The sequence below is a fragment of the Leifsonia sp. AG29 genome, assembly GCF_009765225.1.
Classification (GTDB): Bacteria; Actinomycetota; Actinomycetes; order Actinomycetales; family Microbacteriaceae; genus Leifsonia.
In genome coordinates this window covers 1,812,339-1,836,931 of sequence record NZ_VMSF01000001.1, presented here as the reverse complement: position 1 = coordinate 1,836,931, position 24,593 = coordinate 1,812,339, and the positions used below count along the sequence as shown (strand labels likewise).

The following is a 24,593-nucleotide window of genomic DNA, read 5'->3' as shown; positions in this document are numbered from 1 at the left end:
GGCGTCGCGCCGACTAGAGTTGAGCCATCCCTTTTCCGTCACGACTCAAGGAGTGGACAGGTGCCCGACGGCTTCGAGCTCTTCACCGACCGTTCCGTTGTCGCCATGCGCGTCAACGGCGAGCTGAAGGACCTCGCGACGACCGTCACCACCGCCGACGTCGTCGAGCCGGTCACCATCGACTCGCCCGACGGGCTGAACATCCTCCGCCACTCCACCGCCCACGTCCTCGCGCAGGCCGTGCAAGCGGTGAACCCGGAGGCGAAGCTCGGCATCGGTCCGCCGATCGCCGACGGCTTCTACTACGACTTCGACGTCGCCGAAGCCTTCACGCCGGAAGACCTGAAGGTGCTCGACAAGGAGATGGCGCGCATCGTGCGCGCGGGCCAGCGCTTCGTCCGCCGCGTCGTCACCGACGACGAGGCCCGCGCCGAGCTGGCCGGCGAGCCGTACAAGCTCGAGCTCATCGGCCTCAAGGGCGCCGCATCCGACGGAGGCGACAATGAGAGCGTCGAGGTCAGCTCCGGCGAGTTGACGATCTACGACAACGTCGACCCCAAGACCGGCGAGACGGTGTGGAAGGACCTCTGCCGCGGTCCGCACCTCCCGAACACCCGCATGATCGGCAACGGCTGGGCGCTCACCCGCGTCGCCGCCGCATATTGGCGCGGCTCCGAGAAGAACCCGCAGCTGCAGCGCATCTACGGCACCGCGTGGCCCACGAAGGACGAGCTCCGCGCCTATCAGGTGCGCATGGAGGAGGCGGCCAAGCGCGACCACCGGAAGCTCGGCGCAGAGCTCGACCTGTTCAGCTTCCCGGACGAGATCGGGTCCGGTCTCGCGGTGTTCCACCCGAAGGGCGGGATCATCCGCAAGGAGATCGAGGACTACATGCGCGAGCGCCTCATCGCCAACGGGTACGAGATGGTGAACACGCCGCACATCACCAAGGCGCACCTGTACGAGATCAGTCAGCACCTCAACTGGTACAAGGACGGCATGTTCCCGCCCATGCACCTCGACGAGGAGCGCGACGCCGACGGCAACATCACCCGGCAGGGGCAGGACTACTACCTCAAGCCGATGAACTGCCCGATGCACAACCTGATCTTCCGCGCGCGCGGGCGCAGCTACCGGGAGCTCCCGCTCCGCCTCGCCGAGTTCGGCACCGTGTACCGGTACGAGAAGTCGGGCACGCTGTCCGGCCTCACCCGTGTGCGCGGGCTGACGCAGGACGACGCCCACATCTACGTGACCGACGACCAGATCAGGGACGAGGTCGCCCGTCAGCTCGAGTTCGTGCTCGAGACCCTCCGCGGCTACGGACTGACCGACTTCTACCTCGAGCTCTCCACCAAGGACCCCGACAAGTACGTCGGCAGCGACGAGAGCTGGGAGACCGCGACCGAGACCCTCCGCGAGGTCGCCGTCGAGTCGGGCCTCGAGCTCGTCGACGACCCGGGAGGCGCGGCCTTCTACGGTCCGAAGATCTCCGTGCAGGCGCGCGACGCGATCGGGCGCACGTGGCAGCTCTCGACCGTCCAGCTCGACTTCAACCAGCCGGAGCTGTTCGAGCTCGAGTACAACGCCGCCGACGGCACGCGCAAGCAGCCGGCCATGATCCACCGGGCGCTGCTCGGGTCGATCGAGCGGTTCTTCGCTATCCTTCTCGAGCACTACGCCGGAGCCTTCCCGGTGTGGCTGTCGCCCGTCCAGGTGGTCGGCATCCCCGTCGCCGACGCGTACGGGACCTTCCTCGACGACGTGATCTCGCGCCTCCGCGCGCGGGGTGTCCGGGCCGAGGTCGACCACTCGGGCGACCGCATGCAGAAGAAGATCCGCACCCACACGAAGGCGAAGGTGCCGTTCCAGCTCATCGTCGGCGAGGAGGACGCCTCTGCCGGAACGGTCAGCTTCCGCTTCCGCGACGGGACGCAGCGCAACGGCGTGACCGTCGACGAGGCCATCGAGCGGATCGTCGAGAGCATCCGCAGCCACGAGCTCGTCGACACGGCATGGCCCGCCTGAGCCTCGACAGCTACGACGGCGACCCCGGGCACCGCGCCGACGGCGACGGGCCCGGGGCCGGCGTGCGGGTCGACGACCCGTCGTACCTGGTCGGTGTGCCGGACGAGTTCCAGCGCCTGTGGACACCGCACCGGATGGTGTACATCGAGGCCGACAAGCAGATCCCGAAGCACGACTGCCCGTTCTGCGTCGCACCGAGCCTGAGCGACGAGGACGCCCTCATCGTGCACCGCGGCGAGCTCGCCTACGCGCTGCTCAACCTCTTCCCGTACAACAGCGGTCACGTGCTCGTCTGCCCGTACCGCCACATCGCCACCTACGACGAGGCGACGCCCGAGGAGGTGGCCGAGATCGGTTCGATCACCCAGACCGCGATGCGCGTGATCCGGGAGGTGTCGAACAACGACGGCTTCAACATCGGCATGAACCAGGGCGCGGTCGCCGGAGCCGGGATCGCGGCGCACCTCCACCAGCACATCGTGCCCCGGTGGAACCAGGACGCGAACTTCCTCCCGATCATCGCCAAGACGAAGGCGCTGCCGCAGCTTCTCGGCGACGTGCGCGCCTCCATCGCCGGAGCCTGGCCGCGCCCCGCTTAGCGCTGCCGCGCCGTGGTGCTGCCGCGCCGTGGTGCTGCCGCGCCGTGGTGCTGCCGCGCCCGGGGCGACATTCGTGCTGAATGTGGCGTAACCCCGCCTCGAGCACAACATTCGTGCCGAATCTCGCCGATTCACGGGAACGAGATTCGTGCCGAATGTCGACGAAGCGGGGCGCGAGCGCAACATTCGGCACGAATGTCTGGACGCGTCAGCGCGGGACGAGGGACATCGACGCGAGATTCGTGCTGAATGTGGGCCAAGACGGGCGCAACGGCGACATTCGGCACGAATGTGCCGAGGAGGAGGGAGACGCGGGAGGCGCGGGAGGAGCGGGAGGCGCGGGAGGCGCGGGAGGCGCGGCAGCGCCCAAGGCGCCGGAGGCGCGACAGCGCGGCAGCCCGGCAGCGACGGTTCCCGCGTCAGCGCACCTGCGTGACCGCGAACTGCTCGCGCGGGGCGGCGTAGAACTCCTGCGATTCGACGAGCTGCAGCTCGCGCTCGCCCGATTCGAGCGTGCGCGCCAGGAGGTCCCACACGCTCGACACGGTCTTCCGGAGCGCGGACTCGGCCTGTCCGTCGGCCAGGTAGTGGGCGGTGAAGAGCGCCGCGGTCACATCCCCCGAGCCGTTGGCCTTCATGGGGAGGCGCGGTGTCCGCACGATCCAGGCGCCCGCGTCGTCGACCGCCAGCATCTCGATGGTGTCGGCGGGCGCGTCCGGGCGCTCGACGCTCGTGACGAGGACCGTCCGCGGGCCCATCGCCCGCGCTGCGTCGGCCGACGCGAGGGTCGACTCGAGCGTGTCCGGCGAGGTCTCGGTGAGGAAGCCGAGCTCGAACTGGTTCGGCGTGATGATGTCGGCGATCGGGACGACCCGCTCGCGCAGGAGCACCGGGATGGCGGGAGCCACGAAGCACCCCGACTTCGCGTTCCCCATCACCGGGTCGCACGCGTAGACGGCGTCCGGGTTGGCCGCCTTCACCCGCTCCACGGCCTCGACGATGACGTCGCCGATCCCCTCGCTGCCCTGGTAGCCCGACAGGACGGCATCGATGTCGCCGAGCACCCCGCGCTCCTCGATGCCGGTGATGACCTCCCGCACGTCGTCGGGCGCGATCAGCGGGCCGCGCCAGGCCCCGTACCCGGTGTGATTCGAGAAGTTCACCGTGTAGACCGGCAGGACCTCGACGCCGATGCGCTGAAGCGGGAAGACGGCGGCGGAGTTGCCGACGTGACCGTAGGCGACCGCGGACTGGATCGAGAGGATCTTCATCCCTCGATCCTCTCATTCCGCGGCCGGATCACCCGCCCAGGGCGGCCGCGGCGAGATCGTCGAGGAGCCGCTCGCTCTCCTCCGCGGAGAGATCGTGGACGGTCAGCCGGAGGTGCCGGGAGGGGGACCGGTGCTCGCCGAGGACAAACTCGTCGCCGGTGCGGGCCAGCCACCCGCGGCGCATGAGCCGGTCGGCGACGAGCCGCGCCTCCACCGGGAGCTCGACCCAGAGGTTGAGCCCGTCGCGCGGCTCGGTCGGCAGCCCGAGGCTCGTCAGCCGCGCCGCGAAGGAGGCGTTCCGCTCGGCGTAGTGCCGGCCCGCCGCCTCCACCTCGCCGAGCACCGCCTCGTCGGACAGCTGCGCCAGCACCAGCCGCTGCAGGATGTGGCTCACCCACGTCGTTCCGGGGCTCAGCCGGAACGCCAGGCGGTCGGCCGTCTCCGGATCGGTGGCCGCGACGGCGAGGCACATGTCCGGACCGAGCGACTTCGACACCGACCGCACCAGTGCGAAGCGGCGGTGGGCCGGGCCGATGAGCGTCTCGTAGCCGCGCCGCGACAGCATGGAGAAGTGGTCGTCCTCGATGATGAGAACGTAGGGGTGGTCGGCCAGCAGCGCGCGCAGCGCAGCGGCGCGCGCGGGCGACAGCGACGCGCCGGTCGGGTTCTGCGCACGCGGCGTGCAGATGATCGCGCGGACGCCCGCGTCGAGGGCGGCACGCAGGCCGTCGACGGTCATCCCTTCCGCGTCCACCGGAACCGGGACGGCGCGGTAGCCGCCCAGGCGGACGGTGTGGATGCTGGCCAGGAAGCACGGGTCCTCCAGCGCGACCGCGTCGTCGCGGAGCAGCGCCTGCGCGAGGAGTCGCTCGACCGCGTCGACGGCGCCGTTCGTGACGGTGATCCGCACCTGCCGAGCGGGGAGGTCATCGCCGACCCAGCTCAGCGCCCGCTCCTCGAGGGCGGGGTCGATCACCGGCTCTCCGTAGAGCACGGGGCGCCCGATCGCGTGCGCCAGGGCGGGGGAGAGGTCGGGGATGCGTCGCGGGTCCGGGTTGCCCGTGCCGATGTCGCGCAGCACGGTGCCGGCGGAGAACCCCTCCTGCGCGACCGTCTCCCTCCCCGCCACGACGGTGCCGGCGCGGCCGCGGGCGATGACGAGCCCCGCCTGGGAGAGCAGCCGGTACGCCGCCACGGCGGTGTTCCGGTTCACGCCGAGCCGGACGGCGAGCTCGCGGACCGGCGGAAGGGCGTCACCCGGGGTCAGCTCGCCGCGCTCCCGCAGCGCCCGCACGCTCGCGGCGATCTCTGAAGCGGTGGTTCCCGTGATGCTCGGCTGGTCCATCGAGGCCGAGTCTAGCGACCATCCGGGGAGGTGCTATCTTCGGCATAGGCCAAAACAGACTTCTGTTCAGACGAGAGGGACGACGATGACGGATTCAGGACAGGGCACCACCGGCTCGAGCCGGGTCAAGCGGGGCCTGGCCGAGATGCTGAAGGGCGGCGTCATCATGGACGTCGTCACACCCGAGCAGGCCCGCATCGCCGAGGACGCCGGCGCGGTCGCCGTGATGGCGCTCGAGCGCGTGCCCGCGGACATCCGCGCACAGGGCGGCGTCGCCCGGATGAGCGACCCCGACCTGATCGAGGCGATCATCGCCGAGGTCTCCATCCCGGTCATGGCGAAGGCGCGCATCGGCCACTTCGTCGAGGCCCAGGTGCTGCAGGCCCTCGACGTCGACTACATCGACGAGTCCGAGGTGCTCTCGCCCGCCGACTACGTGAACCACATCGACAAGTGGCGGTTCACCGTGCCGTTCGTGTGCGGTGCGACGAACCTCGGTGAGGCGCTCCGCCGCATCAACGAGGGCGCGGCGATGATCCGCTCGAAGGGCGAGGCCGGTACCGGCGACGTGTCGGAGGCGACGAAGCACATCCGCAAGATCACCTCCGAGATCAACACGCTCAGCTCCATGACGAAGGACGAGCTGTACGTCGCCGCGAAGGAGCTGCAGGCGCCGTACGAGCTCGTCGCCGAGGTCGCCGAGACCGGCAAGCTCCCGGTCGTCCTCTTCACGGCGGGCGGTGTGGCCACGCCGGCCGACGCCGCGATGATGATGCAGCTGGGCGCCGACGGCGTCTTCGTCGGCTCGGGCATCTTCAAGTCCGGCAACCCGGAGCAGCGCGCGGCCGCGATCGTCAAGGCGACCACCTTCTACGACGACCCGTCCGTCATCGCCGAGGTGTCGCGCGGGCTGGGCGAGGCCATGGTCGGCATCAACGTCGCCGATCTCCCGGCGCCGCACCGCCTCGCCGAGCGCGGTTGGTGAGCGGGCACGACGCCGCCGTCGTGGAGGGCCGGGCGCCGAGAGTCGGCGTGCTGGCCCTCCAGGGCGACTTCCGTGAGCACCTCGCGGTCCTGATCGGGCTCGGCGCCGAGGCCGTGCCGGTGCGCCGCCCCGGGGAACTCGACGAGATCGACGGTCTCGTGATCCCGGGCGGCGAGTCGAGCGTGATGGACAAGCTCTCGCGGGCTTTCGGCCTGGCGGCCCCGCTGCGCGAGGCGATCGCGGGTGGCCTGCCGGTCTACGGCACGTGCGCCGGCCTCATCATGCTGGCGGACACGGTTCTCGACGGCATCGCCGGCCAGCAGACGCTGGGCGGCCTCGACGTCGAGGTCAGAAGGAACGCCTTCGGCTCGCAGGTCGACTCCTTCGAGACCGACCTCGACATCCCCGCCGTCGGCGACGCGCCGGTCCACGCCGTCTTCATCCGGGCGCCGATCGTGGAGCGGGTGGGGGAGCGGGCCACGCCGCTCGCCACGGTCCACGGCCGGGTGGTCGCCGTCGAGCAGGGCAACCTCGTGGGCACCTCGTTCCACCCCGAGATCACGGGCGACACCCGGTTCCACGAGTACTTCCTGTCCAAGGTCCGCGAGGCCGCGCGCGTACAATAGACAAGTTTTCACGACGTAACTCGAGGGAGTACCAGTGTCCGGGCATTCCAAGTGGGCCACGACCAAGCACAAGAAGGCCGTCATCGACGCGCGCCGCGCGAAGTCGTTCGCGAAGCTGATCAAAAACATCGAGGTGGCGGCCAAGACGGGCGGCGCCGATCTGTCGGGCAACCCCACGCTCGTCGACGCGGTGCAGAAGGCCAAGAAGACGTCGGTCCCGAACGACAACATCGACCGCGCCATCAAGCGCGGCGCCGGCCTGACCGGTGAGTCGATCGACTACACGACCATCATGTATGAGGGCTACGGCCCGGGCGGCGTCGCCCTCCTGATCGAGTGCCTCACCGAGAACAAGAACCGCGCCGCCGCCGAGGTCCGAACGGCGATGACGCGCAACGGCGGCACGATGGCAGACCCCGGGAGCGTCGCCTACAACTTCCACCGCAAGGGCGTCATCGTGGTTCCCCACGCCGACGGCGTCGACGAGGACACCGTCCTCGCGGCCGTGCTCGACGCCGGCGCCGAGGAGGTCACCGACCGTGGCGAGAGCTTCGAGGTGCTGACCGAGGCCAGCGACCTCGTGGCCGCGCGCACCGCGCTGCAGGAGGCCGGCATCGACTACGACTCGGCCGACGCCGAGTTCGTCGCCACCGTCAACGTGGAGGCGGACGCCGAAGTCGCTCGCAAGGTGTTCCGGCTCATCGACGCTCTCGAGGACTCCGACGACGTCCAGAACGTCTACACCAATCTCGACATCTCTCCCGAGGTCCAGGCGCAGCTCGACGAAGACGACGAGTAACGGGCGACCGGCCATGACGATCCGGGTGCTCGGCATCGACCCGGGTCTCACGCGCTGCGGCGTCGGAGTCGTCGACGTCCGCCCCGACCGCCGCGCGGTGCTCGTCGCGGTCACGGTCATCCGGACGCCCCCGTCGATGCCGCTCGAGCAGCGCCTCCTGGCCGTCGGCACCGGCATCGACGAGCTGCTCGACGAGCACCGTCCCTCCGCTGTCGCCATCGAGCGCGTGTTCGCGCAGCACAATCTGCGAACGGTGATGGGCGTTGCGCAGGTCAGCGGGGTCGCGCTTCACGCGGCCGCGCGCCGCGGGATCGGCGTCGCCCTGCATACGCCGAGCGAGGTCAAGGCCGCCATCACGGGGTACGGCTCGGCCGACAAGAGGCAGGTGCAGGCGATGGTCGCGCGCATCCTCGGCCTGGCCGAGGCGCCCAAGCCCGCGGACGCCGCCGACGCTCTCGCGATCGCCATCTGCCACGCGTGGAGGGGGGCCCCGCCCGGCGCCCCGGGGCCGGAGGCCGCGGACGGCCCCGTCTCGCTGACCCCCGCCCAGGCCGCGTGGCGCGCCGCCGAGCGCTCCAGCCGGACGTCGGGGGCGCCCCGTAGGCTAGGCCGGTGATCTCCTCCCTGCGCGGCACCGTCCTCTCGGCGATCGGCGGCACCGCCGTGATCGAGGTCGGCGGGGTCGGCTTCGCCGTCCAGCTGACGCCCGACCATGTGCTCTCCCTCCGAGTCGGAGATGAGGCGTTCCTCCACACCTCGTTGATCGTCCGGGAGGACTCCCTCCAGCTCTACGGCTTCGCCGATGCCGAGCAGCTTCAGGTCTTCGAGCTCCTCACCGGTGTCTCCGGGGTGGGCCCCAAGTCGGCTCTCGGGGTGCTGTCGGTCCTGAGCCCGGATCAGATCGCCGAGGCCGTGGGCGCCGACGACGACGCACCGTTCCGCAAGGTCTCCGGCATCGGGCCGAAGACGGCGAAGCTCATCGTCGTGCAGCTGGCGGGCAAGCTCGCCGCGACCGCGCGCCGCTCGCCGGCTCGCGCGCAGAAGGCCACAGGCGGCCGCTCCTCGGTGCCCGACAGTGTGCTCGTCGCCCTCGTCGGGCTCGGCTGGCCCGAGAAGGTGGCCGCCGAGGCGCTGGCCGATGTCGTGGCCGAGACCGACGAGAGCTCCCGCGACACCGTTCAGGCGCTCCTCCGGCTGACGCTCGCGCGACTCGGGCCGGCTGCGCAGGGGGCGGCCCGATGAGCGCCGCCGGCGAAGATCTCACCGCTCCCGAGCTGGAGTCCGAGTCGGAGCTCGCCTTCGAGGGCGCACTCCGCCCGCGCACGCTGTCGGAGTTCGTCGGGCAGGCGAAGGTGCGCGGTCAGCTGCAGCTCCTCCTGACCGCCGCCCGGATGCAGGACCGCACGGCCGACCACATCCTCCTCTCCGGTCCTCCCGGTCTCGGCAAGACGACTCTGGCGATGATCGTCGCTCACGAGAGCGGACGAGCCCTCCGCATGTCGAGCGGCCCGGCGATCCAGCACGCCGGCGATCTCGCGGCGCTGCTGTCGTCCCTGACGCCCGGCGAGGTGCTTTTCATCGACGAGATCCACCGCATGGCGCGCTCCGCGGAGGAGATGCTGTACCTCGCCATGGAGGACTTCCGGATCGACATCATGGTCGGGAAGGGCGCGGGCGCCACCTCCATCCCGCTCGACCTGGCCCCGTTCACGCTGGTCGGGGCGACGACGCGCTCGGGACTCCTCCCGAACCCGCTGCGCGACCGGTTCGGCTTCACCGCGCACCTGGAGTTCTACGACGAGAGCGAGCTGACCCAGGTCCTGACCCGGGCGGCGGCGATGCTCGAGTTCGACGTCGACCGGGAGGCGCTGGCCGAGATCGCCGGCCGCTGCCGCGGAACCCCGCGCATCGCCAACCGTCTCCTCCGCCGAGTGCGCGATTACGCGCTGGTCCACGGCGGCGCCGCCGACGTCGACGCGGTTCGCGCCGCGCTCGAGCTGTACGACGTCGACGCGCTCGGCCTCGACCGCCTCGATCGCGCGGTCCTGCACGCGATCCTCGAGCGCTTCGGCGGCGGCCCGGTCGGGCTCAACACCCTCGCGGTCTCGGTCGGCGAGGAGGCGGAGACCATCGAGTCGGTCGTGGAGCCGTTCCTCGTCCGGATCGGCCTGCTCACGCGGACGCCGCGCGGCCGGGTCGCGACCTCCGCGGCCTGGAGGCACTTCGGGATGCACAGCCCCCAGGTGGCCGGCTCACAGCCTCCGTCCCTGTTGGATGACATATAATCCAACAGGCCGTTCGGCCCGTCAAGCTCCCTCCGGAAGGTTCCAAGACTTCATGATTGATCCGTTGACCATTGTGATGGTCGTCATCCTGGCGGCCCTCATCTTCTTCATGTGGCGGAACGGCCGGAAGCGCCGGAAGGAGCAGGAGGAGACCCGCTCGAAGATGGTCCCCGGCGCCGAGGTCATGACGAACTTCGGTCTCTACGGCACGCTGGTGTCCGTCAACGAGGACGACAACACCGCCGAGATCGAGACGAGCCCGGGCAGCATCATCAAGGTGCACCGTCAGGTGCTCGCCCGCGTCGTCGAGCCGACCGTCGCCGAGACGTCCACCGAGCCCGCGGTCGAGGCCGCGCCGGCTGCCCCGGAGCTCAACGAGGATCACGCGATCCGCCACGGCGACCCCGAGTACGGCGAGCGGATCGACGAGACCTCGCCCAAGCCCGGCGCGAAGAGCGACGACTGACCCGTTCCCCTGTGCTCAGGCGCCCTGTCGCGCCCGCGCGCTCGTAGAAAGCTGAGTCCCTCGTGGCAAAGTCCACTCCGGTCAAGAAGGCCTGGCGTTCGCTGACCTGGCTCGGCGTCATCGTGGTGGTGCTCCTCGGCACCCTCACGGCCGGCGTCCTGTTCAGCAACGCGACCTGGCTGCCCAAGCTCGCCCTCGACCTCGAAGGCGGCACGCAGATCATCCTCGCTCCGCAGGTGGAGAACGGGGCGAGCGTGCAGCAGCAGCAGCTCGACCAGGCGGTCTCGATCATCCGGCAGCGCATCGACGCCTCGGGCGTCTCCGAGGCGCAGATCTCCACCGAGGGCTCGCGCAACATCGTCGTGTCGCTGCCCGGTAAGCCGGACCAGGCGACGCTCGACCGCGTGAAGTCGAGCGCGCGCCTAGACTTCCGGCCCGTGCTCATCTCCGGCGGTCCGACGAACGAGGTCGTGGGCGCCGACGGCAAGTCGACCCCCGCGCCGACGCCGGCGCCCGGCCTCCCGTCGACGCCGTCGACCAAGCCCACGAACGGCAGCGACCTGGCCTGGGTGACGCCCGCCCTGCAGGCGGAGTTCGACGCGTTCTCGTGCAAGTCGGACGCGGCCAAGAACACCAACGCGGCGCCGACCGACAAGCCGCTCATCACGTGCGACGACGCCGGCACCGCCAAGTACCTGCTCGGTCCGGTCGAGGTCAAGGGTCAGAACATCAAGGACGCCAACGCGGGACTCGTGCAGAGCTCGCAGGGCGTCACGACCGGCCAGTGGGCCGTCAACATCATCTTCGACGGCACCGGCACCAAGCAGTTCGCCGATGTGACGACCCGGCTCGTCGCGCTGAAGGGCTCGCAGAACCAGTTCGCGATCGTGCTCGACGGCAAGGTCATCTCGGCGCCCACCACGCAGGCCGCCATCACCGACGGCCGCCCGCAGATCACCGGCAACTTCACCGAGGCGAGCGCGAAGGCCCTCGCCGACCAGCTCAAGTTCGGCGCGCTGCCGTTCAGCTTCAAGGTCCAGAGCCAGGACACCATCTCGGCCACCCTGGGCACGTCGCAGCTCCTCAGCGGCCTGATCGCCGGCCTGATCGGCCTCATCCTCGTCGCCATCTACACGTTCTTCCAGTACCGCCTGCTCGGTCTGGTCACGATCTTCTCGCTGGTCGTGGCGGGTGTCCTCACCTGGCTGACCATCTCGCTGCTGTCATGGCACTACGACTACCGCCTGTCGCTCGCGGGCGTGGCCGGCCTGATCGTCGCGATCGGCTTCACGGCCGACTCGTTCATCGTGTACTTCGAACGGATCAGGGATGAGTTGCGCGACGGGCGAGGGCTGGAGTCCGCCGTCGAGGCGGGCTGGGCGCGTGCGCGGCGCACGATCTACGCCTCCAAGGCCACCAACCTGCTCGCGGCGGTCGTGCTCTACGTGCTGGCGGCAGCGAACGTCCGCGGCTTCGCCTTCACGCTCGGCCTCACGACGATCATCGACGTCATCGTCGTGCTGCTGTTCACCCACCCGACGCTCCAGCTCCTGGCACGCACGCGCTTCTTCAGCTCGGGCAGCCCGTGGTCCGGTCTCGATCCGCAGGCGCTCGGCGCCGTGTATCGCGGCGCGGCGCGCTTCCGGGCTCCCACCCCCGCGGCCGTCCCCGCCGGCAAGGCGGCCCGGAGCGGCAAGGAGGCGGTCCGCCGCCAGACCATCGCCGAGCGCAAGGCCGCCGAGATGGCCGGCGCGAGCGCGTCGTCGGATCGCTCCTCCGACGGGAAGGACTCCTGATGGCCAGCCGTCTCACGAAGTTCGGTAACGACCTCTACACCGGCGCACGCTCGTTCGACTTCGTCGGCAAGCGGAAGATCTGGTACACGATCGCGATCGTCATGGTCGCGCTCTCGATCCTGGTCCCCATCGTCCGGGGCGGGTTCAACTTCTCGATCGAGTTCCGCGGCGGTTCCCAGTTCCAGGTGACCAACGTGTCGAGCACCGACACCGGCAAGGCGCAGGGCGCTGTCACGAGCGTCGTCCCGAATGCGGTCTCGCACGTCAGCGTCGTGGGCAGCAATGCGGTGCAGGTCCAGACGGACCAGCTGTCGGAGGCGCAGACCAAGTCCGTCGGCGACGCGCTCGCCTCGGCCTACGGCGTCTCGTCGTCCGACGTGTCCTCGACGTTCATCGGCCCCTCGTGGGGCGCGGACGTGACCCAGCAGTCGATCCAGGGTCTCGTGGTGTTCCTCCTGCTGGCGTTCATCGCGATGGCACTGTACTTCCGCACCTGGAAGATGTCGGCGGCGGCGATCGTCTCGCTGTTCCACGACCTCATCATCACCGCGGGCATCTACGCGCTCGTCGGGTTCGAGGTCTCGCCGGCGACGATGATCGGATTCCTCACCATCCTCGGGTACTCGCTCTACGACACCGTCGTGGTGTTCGACAAGATCCGCGAGAACACCCGGGAGGAGCTCGAGCTCACGCGCCGCACCTTCCCGGAGGCCGTGAACCTCGCCGTCAACCAGACGCTGGTCCGGTCGATCAACACCGCCGTCGTCGCCGTGCTGCCCGTCGCCTCCATCCTGTTCATCGGGGCGTACGCGCTCGGTGCGGCCACGCTGCGCGACATCTCTCTCGCCCTGCTGATCGGCATCATCGTCGGCACGTACTCGACGATCTTCCTGGCGGCTCCGATGTACTCCCAGTTCCGGGAGGGTGAGGCCGCCATCCGCAAGCACGACCAGAAGGTGCTCTCGCTCCGGCCCAAGGCCGCCGTGCAGAAGCCGGAGGCCGTGACCGCCGAGTAGGCGGACGCGGGACCGGCCGAGCATGAGCCCCTATCTGGCGGAGGACGAGGTCACGGCCGCGCGTGCCCGGGAGCTCGTCGAGGCCGGAGAGGCCTGGCTGCTCGACGTGCGGGAGCCGCACGAGTGGCAGGCGGGGCATGCGCCCGGTGCGCATCACATCCCGCTCGGGGAACTCGAGCTCCGCAAGGACGAGCTGCCGGAGGACGCGCAGATCCTCGTCGTGTGTCACGTCGGCGGCCGATCCCGCCTCGTCACCGATGCGCTCTCGCGGGCCGACTATCCGGCCGCGAACGTCGCGGGCGGGATGGCCGCCTGGCAGTCGATCGGCGCACCGGTCGTCCGCGACGACGGTACGCCAGGAGCGATCGTCTAGCCCGCTTGCCGTCGCCGTGACCGAACGGTGATCGGGAACGGTGATAATAGACGACAGGAGGCGCAGATGGTTGACACGACGACACCGCAGTCGGCCTCGCTGCGCCGCCTCGTGCCCCGGATCTTCTCCCGCGCTCAGCCGGCGGGAGCCGTCGACACGCTGATCCGTACCGTGCGGATGCACCACCCGAAGGCGGATCTCTCGCTGATCGAGCGGGCGTACGCCGTCGCCGAGAAGGCGCACGCCGGCCAGAAGCGCCGGTCGGGGGAGCCCTACATCACGCACCCCGTGGCGGTCGCGCAGATCATCGCCGACCTCGGCATCGGAGCCAAGACCATCGCAGCGGCGCTCCTCCACGACACCGTCGAGGACACCGCTTACACGCTCGACGAGCTGCGCGACCAGTTCGGTGACGAGATCGCCATGCTGGTCGACGGCGTCACCAAGCTCGACAAGGTCAAGTACGGGGACAGCGCGCAGGCCGAGACCGTGCGGAAGATGATCGTGGCGATGTCGAAGGACATCCGCGTCCTGATCATCAAGCTGGCCGACCGCCTCCACAACGCCCGGACCTGGGGATTCGTGCCCGCCGAGTCGGCGACCCGCAAGGCGACGGAGACCCTCGAGATCTACGCGCCGCTCGCTCATCGCCTCGGCATCCAGGCGATCAAGTGGGAACTCGAGGACCTGTCGTTCGCCGTTCTGTACCCCAAGCTGTACGCCGAGATCGAGAGCCTCGTGAAGCAGCGCACGCCCGAGCGCGAACGGCTCGTGCAGCAGGTGATCGACGCCATCAACGACGACCTCAAGTCGGCCAAGATCCGTGGCAAGGTGGTGGGCCGGCCGAAGCAGTACTACTCGATCTACCAGAAGATGGTGGTCCGCGGCCGCGAGTTCGACGACATCTACGACCTCGTGGGCATCCGGGTGCTGGTGAACACCGTGCGCGACTGCTACGCGGTCCTGGGCCAGATCCATGCCCGCTGGACACCGATGCCGGGGCGCTTCAAGGACTACATCGCGACCCCGAAGTTCAATCTGTACCAGTCCCTCCACACGACCGTCATCGGCCCCCAGGGCCGGCCCGTCGAGATCCAGATCCGGACGGAGGAGATGCATCAGCGCGCCGAGTTCGGTGTCGCGGCGCACTGGAAGTACAAGGAGCAGACGACCGGAAAGAGCTCCGGCGGCCCGTCGAACACGGACACCGACCTCGCGTGGCTCGCGCACATCTCCGACTGGCAGGCCGAGACCGCCGACCCGAGCGAGTTCCTCGACTCCCTCCGATTCGAGATCGGCGCCAAAGAGGTCTACGTCTTCACCCCGAAGGGCCGGGTGATCGGCCTTCCGGCGGGCGCCACGCCGGTCGACTTCGCCTACGCTGTGCACACCGAGGTCGGCCACCGGACGATGGGCGCCAAGGTCAACGGACGCCTCGTCCCGCTCGAGAGCACGCTGTCGACCGGCGACGTGGTCGAGATCTTCACCTCCAAGAACCCGGACTCGGGCCCCAGCCAGGACTGGTTGAACTTCGTCAAGAGCCCCCGCGCGCGGAACAAGATCCGCCAGTGGTTCACGAAGGAGCGGCGCGACGAGGCCATCGAGCAGGGCAAGGACGCGATCGCGCGCGCGATGCGCAAGCAGAACCTCCCGCTGCAGAAGCTGATGACCCAGGATGCGCTCGTCGAGGTCGCCTCGTCGCTGAAGCACCCCGACGTCTCCGCCCTGTACGCGGCCGTCGGCGAGGGGCACATCTCCACCCAGTCGGTGATCGAGAAGATCGTCGCCTCGCTGCAGACCGAGGTGGAGTCGGACGGCGAGATCGAATTCCCGGTCAAGGCCCGCAAGCAGCTCCGGAACAGCGACTCGGGGGTGCTGGTGCGAGGAGCCCCCGACATCCTGGTCAAGCTGGCCAAGTGCTGCACGCCGGTCCCGGGCGATCCGATCGTGGGGTTCATCACGCGCGGACAGGGAGTCTCCGTGCACCAGGCGAACTGCCACAACGTCCAGTCGCTGCTCCAGGAGCCCGATCGCATGATCGAGGTCGAGTGGGCTCCGAGCTCCAAGAGCGTCTTCCTTGTCCAGATCCAGGTGGAGGCGCTCGACCGGTCCGGCCTGCTCTCCGACGTCACCCGCGTGCTCTCGGAGCACCACGTGAACATCCTGTCTGCGACGGTGACGACGTCGAGCGATCGACTCGCGCTGAGCCGCTTCGTCTTCGAGATGGGCGACACCACGCACCTGGACCGCGTCCTGAACGCGGTGCGGCGCATCGACGCGGTCTACGACGTGTATCGCGTCAACGGCGGCTGACGCTCCGAGAGGTCCGAGCCTCCGGGCAGCCGTGCCAGCTCCACCTGGTCCAGTCTCGCGCGCGCTCGCTCGATGCCGGGAACGCGGCTGCGCCCGAGCAGCCGGCGGAGCGTGAACGGGGTCGCGTCGTCGAGGTGCAGCAGCCACCGCACCTCCCACGACTCGCTCCGGCCGAACCGGTCGGCGTCGACGAGGAGATCGAAGGCGGTGCGCAGGGGAGTGGTGACCGCGATGCCGGCGACCTGAGTGACATCGTCGGCGGCGAGATTGCGCTGCCGGGAGTCGTACCAGGGAGGGAGGCGCCCACCTCGCCGGCCGGGCAGCACGCACACCTGCCACCGGCGCGGCGAGGTCGGTCGCGCACCGTGGATCCACGAGGCCGAGGCGCGATCGGCTACGACCTCGTGCAGCGCGTCAGCGGCGAAGGCCGCTGCGCGGATCTCGGCGGTCTCGGGCAGGTCGAGGGGCGAGAACCGTTCCCCGACGCGGTAGACGTCGCCGTCGAGCCACATGGAGAGCAGCTCGGCGAGCGGGATGGCGTGGCTGTCGAGGAGGGGCGGATGCAGTGCAGCGGTGGTCATGCCTCCAGCCTCGGACCGCCGGCGCTCCGGTGGGAGCCGGCCGGACGACCGGTGGAGAACCGGGAACGGTCAGCGGGCTGTGGGGCAGTGAGGCCCTCAGTCGCGGATCAGCGCAGGGCGTCGAGCCACACGCGCCGGGCGTCGAGCGCCTCCTGCGCCTCTTTCACCTTGCGGGCGTCACCGCTCGCCTTCGCCTCCTCGAGCTCCTGCTCGAGCTTGGCGATCGCGGCGTTGAGCTGGCTCGCCAGACCCTCCGAGCGTGCCTTCTTCTCGGGGTTGTTCTTCTCCCAGTGCTCCTCGTCCAGACGACGCACGGCGGCCTCCACCCGGCGCAGGCGGTCCTCGATCGGCCGCACCTGGTCGCGCGGAACACGCCCGATCGCGTCCCATCGCTCCTGGATGGACAGGAGCTGCGCCCGGGCGGACTCGCGGTCCGTGGCCTTGAGCAGCGGCTCCGCCTCCTCGAGAAGGGCGAGCTTGGCCGTGAGGTTGGCCTCGTACTCCTCGTTGTCGCGGGCGTCGACCTCGGCCTTGGCCGAGTAGATCGCGTCGCCGGCGGCCTTGAAACGAGCCCACAGGGCGTCGTCGTTCTTCTTGCCGGCGCGTCCGGCGAGCTTCCACTGGTCGAGCAAGCGGCGGTACTCGGGAACCCCGTCGGCGCCGCGCGGGATCAGCGCTTCGGCCTCCTCGATGAGCTGAGTCTTGCGTGTGCGCACGTCGCGGTGCTGGCTGTCGAGCTCGGCGAAGAACGCCTTGCGGTTGTGCTCGATCGTCGACCGCGCCGCGCGGAAGCGCTTCCAGAGCTCGTTGGCCTCGTTCTTGGGCAGCCGCGGGCCGTCGTGCTGGTGCGACTGCCAACGCGCGAAGAGCGCGTCGAGCTGAGCGCTCGTCTGCTTCCACTGGGTCCGGGCCGGGTCCTGGGCGGCGAGGGCCTCCGCCTCCTCCACGATCGCGGTGCGCTCCGCGACAGCCTGCTCGAGAGCCGCACGGGCCTCGGCGCTCTGCTGCTCCGTGAGCTCCTCGACCGTGCCCCCGAGCGCGTCGAGCCGCTTGAGGAGGGACGCGAGATCGCCGACGGCGTTCGCGCCCTCGACGGCGCTGCGGAGGTTGGCGACCGACTTGGCGACATCCTGCGCGGGGGCGCCGCGGCGGGCCCGCTGCTCGAGGAGGGAGACCTGACCCGCGAGATCCGTGTACTTGCGCTCGAAGTAGGCGATCGCCTCCTCCGGGGTCCCATCGGGGTACTGGCCGACGGCGCGCTCGCCGTCGCCCTCGCGGACGAACACGGTCCCGGTCTCGTCGACACGACCCCAGGGGTGCTGATCAGAAGTAGCCAAGAGCCTCACCTTGCTGCTGCGCTGGCCGGGCGGGATGGGCGCCCGGCGTCGGGGATCAGCCTATTGCACAGCCCGCGATCACTGCAGCGTGAAGCTGTCGATCCGGGTGCTCACCGCGGGCTTGCCGTCGGTCCCGCCTCCCTGGACGCCCTTGTCGGCGACCGTGCTGACGAGCTTGTCGAGCCCGCTCGTCACCCTCCCGATGACGGTGTACCCGCCGGCCGGGTCCGAGGGGATGGGGCTGTCCTTGTAGACGATGAAGAATTGGCTGCCCTGGCTGTACCCGTTGTTCGGCTGACGGGCCATTGCGAGCGTGCCGGCCGGGTAGGTCCCGTTCGCCGGGGCGTTCTCGACCGGGCCGTAGGAGTACCCGGGGCCGCCCGAGCCGTCGCCCTCCGGGTCGCCGCACTGGAGCACCCAGATGCCGTCGGTGGTCAGCCGGTGGCAGCTGAGGCCGTCGTAAAACTTCTTCTGCGTGAGCGCGATGGTGGACGACACCGCCTGAGGAGCGGCCTTGCCGTCGAGGGACACCGCGAGCGGGATGCCGTTGATCGTGAGCGTGCCGGACCAGGTGCGGTCGCCCGCGATGGTCTTCGACGGCACGTTGCCCGAGTTCGCCCCCGTGGCCGCGGGCGAGGGCGTGGGGGAGGACGACGGGGTCGCGGACGGGGAGGCGGACGACGACGCCTTCGCGGCACCCGGCCCGGCCGAGAAGTAGAGGAGCTGCGTCGCCACGGCCAGCGCCACGATCACGACCGTCGCGATGCCGGCGATCCAGTTGTCGCGGCGCCGGCGCTGCAGCTTGCGCTCGTGGACCGTCTGCCGTGCCTGGTAGGCGCGGAGCCGCTCCCGGGCCTGCCGGGCTTCGCGATCGTTCTGCCTGCTGGGTGCCACCGATGTCCTCCGGGCGGTTCGTGCGGGGGAGTCGCGCGGGGACGCACCCGCGGATCTTGGAGAACCCTATCGGCCGCGTCCCTGGCGTTCCAAGTCGCGCCGGGCGTTCCCGCGCCATGCTCTCCCGAGGGATGTCAGCGGCTGCGACTAGCCTTGTCGCGTGGTCGACGTGCAACCAGGGCTCCGGACGGGAGCGACTCCGCTCGCGGTGCGCATGCGCCCGAAGTCGCTCGACGAGGTCGCCGGTCAGCGCCACCTGCTGAAGCCGGGGTCCCCGCTCGTGGCTCTCGCCTCCGACCAATCCGGGCAGTCGGGATCGGTGTCCGTCATCCTGTGGGGCCCGCCGGGCACCGGCAAGACGACGCTCGCCCAGGCGATCGCGCATTCGTCGGGGCGCCGCTTCGTCGAGCTCTCGGCCGTCACGGCCGGCGTCAAGGACGTCCGGCTCGTCATGGAGGAGGCGCTCTCGACGCGAGACCTCTACGGCATCTCCACGGTGCTCTTCCTCGACGAGATCCACCGCTTCACCAAGGCCCAGCAGGATGCGCTCCTCCCCGGCGTCGAGAACGGCTGGGTGATCCTCGTCGCGGCGACGACCGAGAACCCGTCCTTCTCGGTGATCTCCCCCCTGCTGTCGCGGAGCCTGCTCCTCACGCTCGAGACGCTCAGCGACGACGATCTCGGCACCGTCATCGATCGGGCGGTGGCGGACGAGCGCGGACTCGCGGGCCGCTTCCAGCTCGATCCGGAGGCGCGGGCCGCTCTGATCCGACTGGCCAGCGGCGACGCCCGGCGGGCCCTGACCGCGCTCGAGGCCGCCTCGGTGACGGCGGACTCGTCGACGCCGGCCACCTCGAATAAGAAGCCGCTGATCACGGCCGAGCTCGTGGCGCAGGCGGTGGATCGAGCGCTGCTGCGCTACGACCGCAACGGCGACGAGCACTACGACGTCATCAGCGCGTTCATCAAGTCGGTCCGCGGCTCCGACGTCGACGCCTCCCTCCACTACCTCGCGCGCATGATCGAGGCGGGGGAGGACCCGCGGTTCATCGCCCGGCGGATCATCGTCCTGGCCTCCGAGGACATCGGCATGGCCGACCCGCAGGCCCTGGTCGTCGCCATCGCCGCCGCCGACGCCGTGCAGTACATCGGCATGCCGGAGGGGCGGATCCCGCTGGCTCAGGCGGTCGTCCACCTGGCCACGGCGCCGAAGTCGAACGCCTCCTACCGGGCGCTCGACGCCGCGATCGCCGACGTCCGCGCCGGGAGGATCGGGCGGGTGCCCAAGCACCTGCGCGACGCCCACTACGCGGGAGCCAAGCGGCTCGGGCACGGCAAGGGCTACAAGTACCCGCACGACGACGCGCTCGGCGTGCTGGAACAGCAGTACCTTCCCGACGAACTGGCCGGTGCGACCTACTACGAGCCGACCGAGCACGGCAACGAACGCGACGTCTCCGCGCGCCTGGCCAAGCTGCGCCGCATCGTGCGCGGGCGCTGACCGCGATCTGCTAGAATCGACGGGCCTAGAAGCGTGTTCGTGGTGCGGCTGCCGTGACCACGCTCTCGACGGGACCAGCCCTGTAGCCGGGTGTCCCCGGCACCAATCCCTCTCTCTGCGGGCGAACACGTGTGCCCGCATCCCTGACCGATAGAGAGAACACCGAAAGGAAACCGTGTCTTCACGTTCCCGCAGCAAGACCCGCGAGTCGCGGGCCCTGGGCATCCCGCTCACCCCGAAGGCCGCGCGCTACATGGAGAAGCGCCCGTACGCCCCCGGTGAGCACGGCCGCACCAAGCGCAAGGCCGACTCCGACTACGCGGTGCGTCTGCGCGAGAAGCAGCGCCTGCGCGCCCAGTACGGCATCCGCGAGAAGCAGCTCCGCATCGCCTTCGAGGAGGCCCGCCGCACCCAGGGCCTGACCGGTGAGAACCTGGTCGAGCTCCTCGAGATGCGTCTCGACGCCCTCGTGCTCCGTGCCGGCTTCGCCCGCACCATCACGCAGGCGCGCCAGTTCGTCGTGCACCGTCATATCCTCGTCGACGGCAAGCTCGTCGACCGTCCGTCCTTCCGCGTGAAGCCGGGCCAGCTCATCCACGTCAAGGCCCGCTCCGAGGGCACCGAGCCCTTCCAGGTCGCGGCGGCCGGCGGTCACGTCGACGTCCTGCCGAAGACCCCGGGCTACCTCGACGTCGAGCTCGACAAGCTCCAGGCCCGCCTGGTCCGTCGCCCCAAGCGCGCCGAGGTCCCCGTGACCTGTGAGGTGCAGCTGGTCGTCGAGTACTACGCGGCCCGCTGAGGTCTCGCGAGACTCCGGGACGGGGTCGTGGCTTCGGCCGCGGCCCCGTTTCGCATGTCCGGGCCGACCCGGGCGAGCGCGCCGCGCGGGGGTCGCCCGTCGGGGCTACGCTGGTCGGAGTATGCCCAAGGCGGAATGAAGGGAGACGGACGTGTCCGGAGGAGACATCGCGGGACTGATCGCGGCGGCCGTGTTCGCCGTCCTCGTCGGCTTCATCGCCGTCCCGCTGCTCAAACTCGGGCGCGTGCTCGACCAGACCCGCCAGGCGATCAAAGAGGCGAGCGACGGTATCACGCCGATCCTCGACGAGACCGCGACGACCCTGCAGGAGACGAACAAGCAGCTCGCACGGGTCGACGTCATCACGCGGAACGTGGCAGACGTCACCGGCAACGTCTCCGCACTGGTCGCGCTGTTCGCGGCGACCGTCGGGGGCCCTCTGATCAAACTGGCCGGCTTCAGCGCCGCCGTGAGAGCGGCCTTCGCCGCCGCCGCACCGGCGAAGGGCGCTCGCGACCGACGGTCGGCGAAGTCCCGGAAGGGCTCAAGGTCGCCGCACTAGACTTGCCGAGGTGATCGAGGAGGCGCGGCCGATCAATGCGCCGCCCCCTCCGAGAGCCTCGGCGCCGGGACCTGCGCGCACGTCATCCAGAGAGGGAGAACCAGCATGAAGAGCTTCCTGTGGCTCGTCGTCGGCGTCGCCATCGGCTTCGTCGTCGCGCACCAGGTGAACGAGACGCCCAAGGGTCGCGAGTTCTTCAGTTCGCTCGACAGGAAGGCGCGCGACTTCACCGACGCCGTCTCCGACGGCTACCGCCAGCGCGAGGCGGAGCTCCGTTCCGCCATCGACGGCGAGTGACGCCCCTCGCGTCCGCCCCGATCACCGCACACCCCCCGCACCACGATCCGACCGGAACCCATGCAGACTGCTGAAATCCACCGCCGCTGGCTCGACTTCTTCGCCCGGCGCGGTCACACCGTCGTCCCCTCCGCCTCCCTCGTCAGCGACGACCCCTCCCTTCTCTTCACCGTCGCCGGCATGGTCCCGTTCGTGCCGTACCTGACCGGGGTCGTGCCCGCGCCCTTCCCGCGGGCGACGAGCGTGCAGAAGTGCATCCGGACGCTCGACATCGACGAGGTCGGCAAGACGCCCCGGCACGGCACGTTCTTCCAGATGTGCGGCAACTTCTCCTTCGGCGACTACTTCAAGGAGCAGGCGATCACCTTCGCCTGGGATCTGCTCACCACCTCCGAGGACGACGGCGGCCTCGGGTTCGACCCGGCGGACCTCTGGGTGACGGTCTACGAGGAGGACGACGAGGCGCGTGAGATCTGGCGTCGCGTCTCGGGCCTCCCCGACGAGCGCATCCAGGGTCTCGGCAAGGACACCAACTACTGGTCGACCGGACAGCCCGGTCCCGCCGGCCCGTGCTCGGAGATCTTCTTCGACCGCGGCCCGGCGTACGGCGCCGACGGCGGCCCCGCCACCGACGACGACCGCTATGTCGAGATCTGGAACCTCGTCTTCATGCAGTACCTCCGCGGCGAGGGAACCGGCAAGAAGGACTTCGAGATCCTCGGCGACCTGCCGAAGAAGAACATCGACACCGGTATGGGCCTCGAGCGCGTCGCCTTCATCAAGCAGGGCGTCGACAACATGTACGAGATCGACCAGGTGCGCCCGGTGCTCGACCGGGCGGCGGAGCTGGCCGAGAAGCCCTACGGCAACGAGGCGCACGACGACGACGTGCGGCTGCGCGTCGTCGCCGACCACGTCCGCAGCGCGCTGATGCTGATGGCCGACGGTGTCACGCCGTCCAACGAAGGCCGCGGGTACGTCCTCCGCCGGCTGCTGCGCCGCACAGTGCGCGCGATGCGCCTCCTGGGCGTCGAGACCGCGACCTTCCCCGAGCTCTTCCCGGTCTCGCGTGATGCGATGAAGGCGGCGTACCCCGAGGTCGAGACCGAGTTCGAGCGGATCTCGCAGCTCGCCTACGCGGAGGAGGAGACCTTCCTCCGCACGCTCACCGCGGGCACGAGCATCCTCGACACGGCCGTCGCGAACACGCAGAAGGAGGGGCGGAAGGAGCTCGCGGGCGACACCGCCTTCCTGCTCCACGACACCTACGGCTTCCCCATCGACCTGACGCTCGAGATGGCGGAGGAGGCCGGCCTCAGCGTCGATCGCACCGCCTTCGACCGGCTCATGGCCGACCAGCGCGCCCGGGCCAAGGCTGACGCGAAGGCGAAGAAGACCGCTCTGGCCGATCTCTCGGTCTACAGCGCGTTCCGGTCGCAGGGCGAGACGGTCTTCACCGGCTACACCGAACTCGAGACCGAGTCGAGCGTGCTCGGCCTGATCGTCGACGGGCAGTCGGTCGGAAAGGCGACGGAGGGGCAGGTCGCCGAGATCATCCTCGGAGCGACCGCGCTCTATGCCGAGTCGGGCGGTCAGGACGCCGACGCGGGCACCATCGTCGGGCCCGGCTACGAGCTCGACGTGCTGGACGTCCAGAAGCCGGTGAAGGGCCTCATCAGCCACAAGGTCCTCGTCCGCAGCGGCGAGGTCGGTGTCGGCGCCCCGGCGACCAGCCTCGTCGACCGCGAGTACCGGCGGGGGGCGCGCCAGGCGCACTCCGGAACGCACATCATCCACGCCGCGCTCCGCCAGGTGCTCGGGTCGAACGCCCACCAGTCGGGGTCCTACAACAAGGCGGGCTATCTCCGGCTCGACTTCTCGTGGAACCAGGCCCTCTCGGCGGAGACCCGGAGCGAGATCGAGGAGATCTCGAACAACGCGATCCGCGAGAACCTCGAGGTCACCACCCGCGAGTTGCCCCTCGCCGAGGCGAAGGCGCTCGGCGCGATGGCCCTGTTCGGCGAGAAGTACGGCGACGTCGTGCGGGTCGTCGACATCGGCGGTCCGTGGTCGCGCGAACTGTGCGCAGGAACGCACGTCGCGAGCAGCGCGGAGATCGGCATGATCAACCTGGTCAGCGAGTCGTCGGTCGGTTCGACGAACCGCCGCGTGGAGTCGCTCGTCGGTCTGGAGGCGTTCCGCGACCTCGCCGTCGAGCGGACGATCGTATCGCAGCTCTCGAGCTCGCTGAAGACGCCGCGGGAGCAGCTCCCCGAGAAGATCGCCGATCTGATGGCCAGCCTCAAGGCCGCTGAGAAGCGGATCCAGGCGTTCGAGGCGCGGGCGGTGCTCGACAAGGTCCCGACGCTTCTGGCGGCGGCGACCCGGCGCGGTGACATGTCCGTCATCGCCGAGGACGCCGGCACCCTCAACTCGGCCGACGACCTGCGCCTGCTCGTGACGACGGTCCGCGAGCGGCTCGGCTCCGACCCCGCCGTCGTCGCCCTTGCGGCACGAGCGGCGGGCAAGCCGGTCGTCATCGTCGCGACGAACCAGGCGGCGCGAGACGCCGGCGCCAACGCGGGTGCGCTGGCGAAGACCGCCGCGGGCGTGCTCGGAGGCGGCGGCGGCGGCAAGGCCGACCTCGCACAGGGCGGCGGCACCGACCCCGAGGCGATCCCGGCCGCGCTGGGGGCCGTCGTCTCGGCGATCGGATAGCC

Annotated in this window: 23 protein-coding genes; 18 read left to right on the top strand and 5 right to left on the bottom strand. The window is 70.1% G+C overall.

Annotated features, from left to right (window positions below; all coding sequences use genetic code 11):
• Positions 1 to 105: 105 nt before the first annotated feature.
• Positions 106 to 2,028: a threonine--tRNA ligase gene (thrS, locus tag FPT20_RS08870; RefSeq protein ID WP_442786504.1), complete on the top strand. Its 1,923-nt coding sequence runs from the start codon at positions 106 to 108 to the stop codon at positions 2,026 to 2,028.
• Entirely contained in the window at positions 2,016 to 2,627 is a 612-nt protein-coding gene (locus tag FPT20_RS08865) for an HIT family protein (RefSeq protein WP_158864495.1), read from the top strand. The genes thrS and FPT20_RS08865 overlap by 13 nt, the downstream gene beginning before the upstream one ends.
• 419 nt (positions 2,628 to 3,046) lie before the next feature.
• Here FPT20_RS08865 and pdxY read toward each other — a convergent pair whose 3' ends face one another.
• Together pdxY and FPT20_RS08855 are read right to left on the bottom strand one after the other, a co-directional pair.
• Positions 3,047 to 3,898, bottom strand: coding sequence for a pyridoxal kinase PdxY (gene pdxY, locus FPT20_RS08860; protein ID WP_158864493.1), 852 nt, complete (start codon positions 3,896 to 3,898; stop codon positions 3,047 to 3,049).
• A 28-nt stretch (positions 3,899 to 3,926) separates the two neighbouring features.
• On the bottom strand, positions 3,927 to 5,243 hold the full coding sequence (locus tag FPT20_RS08855; RefSeq protein WP_158864491.1) for an aminotransferase class I/II-fold pyridoxal phosphate-dependent enzyme: 1,317 nt from the start codon (positions 5,241 to 5,243) through the stop codon (positions 3,927 to 3,929).
• Positions 5,244 to 5,328: 85 nt separating this feature from the next.
• Here FPT20_RS08855 and pdxS point away from each other — a divergent pair, with 85 nt between their 5' ends.
• From pdxS to FPT20_RS08800, 11 genes are all read left to right on the top strand, one after another.
• Positions 5,329 to 6,228 carry a pyridoxal 5'-phosphate synthase lyase subunit PdxS gene (gene pdxS / locus FPT20_RS08850; RefSeq protein WP_158864489.1) on the top strand — a complete coding sequence of 300 codons (900 nt, stop codon included), beginning with the start codon at positions 5,329 to 5,331 and terminating at the stop codon, positions 6,226 to 6,228.
• Positions 6,225 to 6,854: a pyridoxal 5'-phosphate synthase glutaminase subunit PdxT gene (gene pdxT, locus FPT20_RS08845; RefSeq protein WP_233265453.1), complete on the top strand. Its 630-nt coding sequence runs from the start codon at positions 6,225 to 6,227 to the stop codon at positions 6,852 to 6,854. The genes pdxS and pdxT overlap by 4 nt, the downstream gene beginning before the upstream one ends.
• Positions 6,855 to 6,888: 34 nt before the next feature.
• The gene (locus FPT20_RS08840; protein WP_158864487.1) at positions 6,889 to 7,653 is read left to right on the top strand and encodes a YebC/PmpR family DNA-binding transcriptional regulator; all 765 of its coding nucleotides are present in this window, start codon (positions 6,889 to 6,891) and stop codon (positions 7,651 to 7,653) included.
• A 19-nt stretch (positions 7,654 to 7,672) separates the two neighbouring features.
• Positions 7,673 to 8,269: a crossover junction endodeoxyribonuclease RuvC gene (ruvC, locus tag FPT20_RS08835; protein ID WP_199245995.1), complete on the top strand. Its 597-nt coding sequence runs from the start codon at positions 7,673 to 7,675 to the stop codon at positions 8,267 to 8,269.
• Positions 8,266 to 8,895: a Holliday junction branch migration protein RuvA gene (gene ruvA / locus FPT20_RS08830; RefSeq protein WP_158864483.1), complete on the top strand. Its 630-nt coding sequence runs from the start codon at positions 8,266 to 8,268 to the stop codon at positions 8,893 to 8,895. Before ruvC ends, ruvA begins: the two co-directional genes overlap by 4 nt.
• Positions 8,892 to 9,938: a Holliday junction branch migration DNA helicase RuvB gene (gene ruvB / locus FPT20_RS08825; RefSeq protein ID WP_158864481.1), complete on the top strand. Its 1,047-nt coding sequence runs from the start codon at positions 8,892 to 8,894 to the stop codon at positions 9,936 to 9,938. Before ruvA ends, ruvB begins: the two co-directional genes overlap by 4 nt.
• Positions 9,939 to 9,990: 52 nt before the next feature.
• Positions 9,991 to 10,404: a preprotein translocase subunit YajC gene (gene yajC / locus FPT20_RS08820; RefSeq protein WP_158864480.1), complete on the top strand. Its 414-nt coding sequence runs from the start codon at positions 9,991 to 9,993 to the stop codon at positions 10,402 to 10,404.
• Between the two features lie 62 nt (positions 10,405 to 10,466).
• Positions 10,467 to 12,200 carry a protein translocase subunit SecD gene (gene secD, locus FPT20_RS08815; protein ID WP_158864479.1) on the top strand — a complete coding sequence of 578 codons (1,734 nt, stop codon included), beginning with the start codon at positions 10,467 to 10,469 and terminating at the stop codon, positions 12,198 to 12,200.
• On the top strand, positions 12,200 to 13,216 hold the full coding sequence (gene secF, locus FPT20_RS08810) for a protein translocase subunit SecF (RefSeq protein ID WP_158864478.1): 1,017 nt from the start codon (positions 12,200 to 12,202) through the stop codon (positions 13,214 to 13,216). The genes secD and secF overlap by 1 nt, the downstream gene beginning before the upstream one ends.
• A gap of 22 nt (positions 13,217 to 13,238) precedes the next feature.
• On the top strand, positions 13,239 to 13,589 hold the full coding sequence (locus tag FPT20_RS08805; RefSeq protein ID WP_158864477.1) for a rhodanese-like domain-containing protein: 351 nt from the start codon (positions 13,239 to 13,241) through the stop codon (positions 13,587 to 13,589).
• A gap of 66 nt (positions 13,590 to 13,655) precedes the next feature.
• Positions 13,656 to 15,902 (top strand): RelA/SpoT family protein, encoded by a 2,247-nt coding sequence (locus tag FPT20_RS08800; protein WP_158864476.1) that lies wholly within the window; start codon positions 13,656 to 13,658, stop codon positions 15,900 to 15,902.
• Here the strand turns inward: FPT20_RS08800 and FPT20_RS08795 are convergent.
• The 3 genes from FPT20_RS08795 to FPT20_RS08785 form a co-directional block, all read right to left on the bottom strand.
• Positions 15,872 to 16,483: a type IV toxin-antitoxin system AbiEi family antitoxin gene (locus FPT20_RS08795; RefSeq protein ID WP_158864475.1), complete on the bottom strand. Its 612-nt coding sequence runs from the start codon at positions 16,481 to 16,483 to the stop codon at positions 15,872 to 15,874. The genes FPT20_RS08800 and FPT20_RS08795 overlap by 31 nt on opposite strands.
• A gap of 107 nt (positions 16,484 to 16,590) precedes the next feature.
• Positions 16,591 to 17,820, bottom strand: a complete 1,230-nt coding sequence (locus FPT20_RS08790) for a DUF349 domain-containing protein (RefSeq protein WP_199245727.1) — start codon at positions 17,818 to 17,820, stop codon at positions 16,591 to 16,593.
• Positions 17,821 to 17,898: 78 nt separating this feature from the next.
• Positions 17,899 to 18,714, bottom strand: a complete 816-nt coding sequence (locus tag FPT20_RS08785) for a peptidylprolyl isomerase (protein WP_158864474.1) — start codon at positions 18,712 to 18,714, stop codon at positions 17,899 to 17,901.
• 160 nt (positions 18,715 to 18,874) lie between these two features.
• Between FPT20_RS08785 and FPT20_RS08780 the strand changes: the two genes are divergently transcribed.
• From FPT20_RS08780 to alaS, 5 genes are all read left to right on the top strand, one after another.
• Complete coding sequence (locus FPT20_RS08780; protein ID WP_158864472.1) at positions 18,875 to 20,215, top strand: replication-associated recombination protein A; 1,341 nt, start codon at positions 18,875 to 18,877, stop codon at positions 20,213 to 20,215.
• Positions 20,216 to 20,390: 175 nt separating this feature from the next.
• On the top strand, positions 20,391 to 21,014 hold the full coding sequence (rpsD, locus tag FPT20_RS08775) for a 30S ribosomal protein S4 (RefSeq protein ID WP_158864470.1): 624 nt from the start codon (positions 20,391 to 20,393) through the stop codon (positions 21,012 to 21,014).
• 151 nt (positions 21,015 to 21,165) lie between these two features.
• Entirely contained in the window at positions 21,166 to 21,576 is a 411-nt protein-coding gene (locus tag FPT20_RS08770; protein WP_158864468.1) for a DUF948 domain-containing protein, read from the top strand.
• 105 nt (positions 21,577 to 21,681) lie between these two features.
• On the top strand, positions 21,682 to 21,873 hold the full coding sequence (locus FPT20_RS08765) for a hypothetical protein (RefSeq protein ID WP_158864466.1): 192 nt from the start codon (positions 21,682 to 21,684) through the stop codon (positions 21,871 to 21,873).
• A 60-nt stretch (positions 21,874 to 21,933) separates the two neighbouring features.
• Positions 21,934 to 24,591 carry an alanine--tRNA ligase gene (gene alaS, locus FPT20_RS08760; protein WP_158864464.1) on the top strand — a complete coding sequence of 886 codons (2,658 nt, stop codon included), beginning with the start codon at positions 21,934 to 21,936 and terminating at the stop codon, positions 24,589 to 24,591.
• Positions 24,592 to 24,593 lie beyond the last annotated feature (2 nt).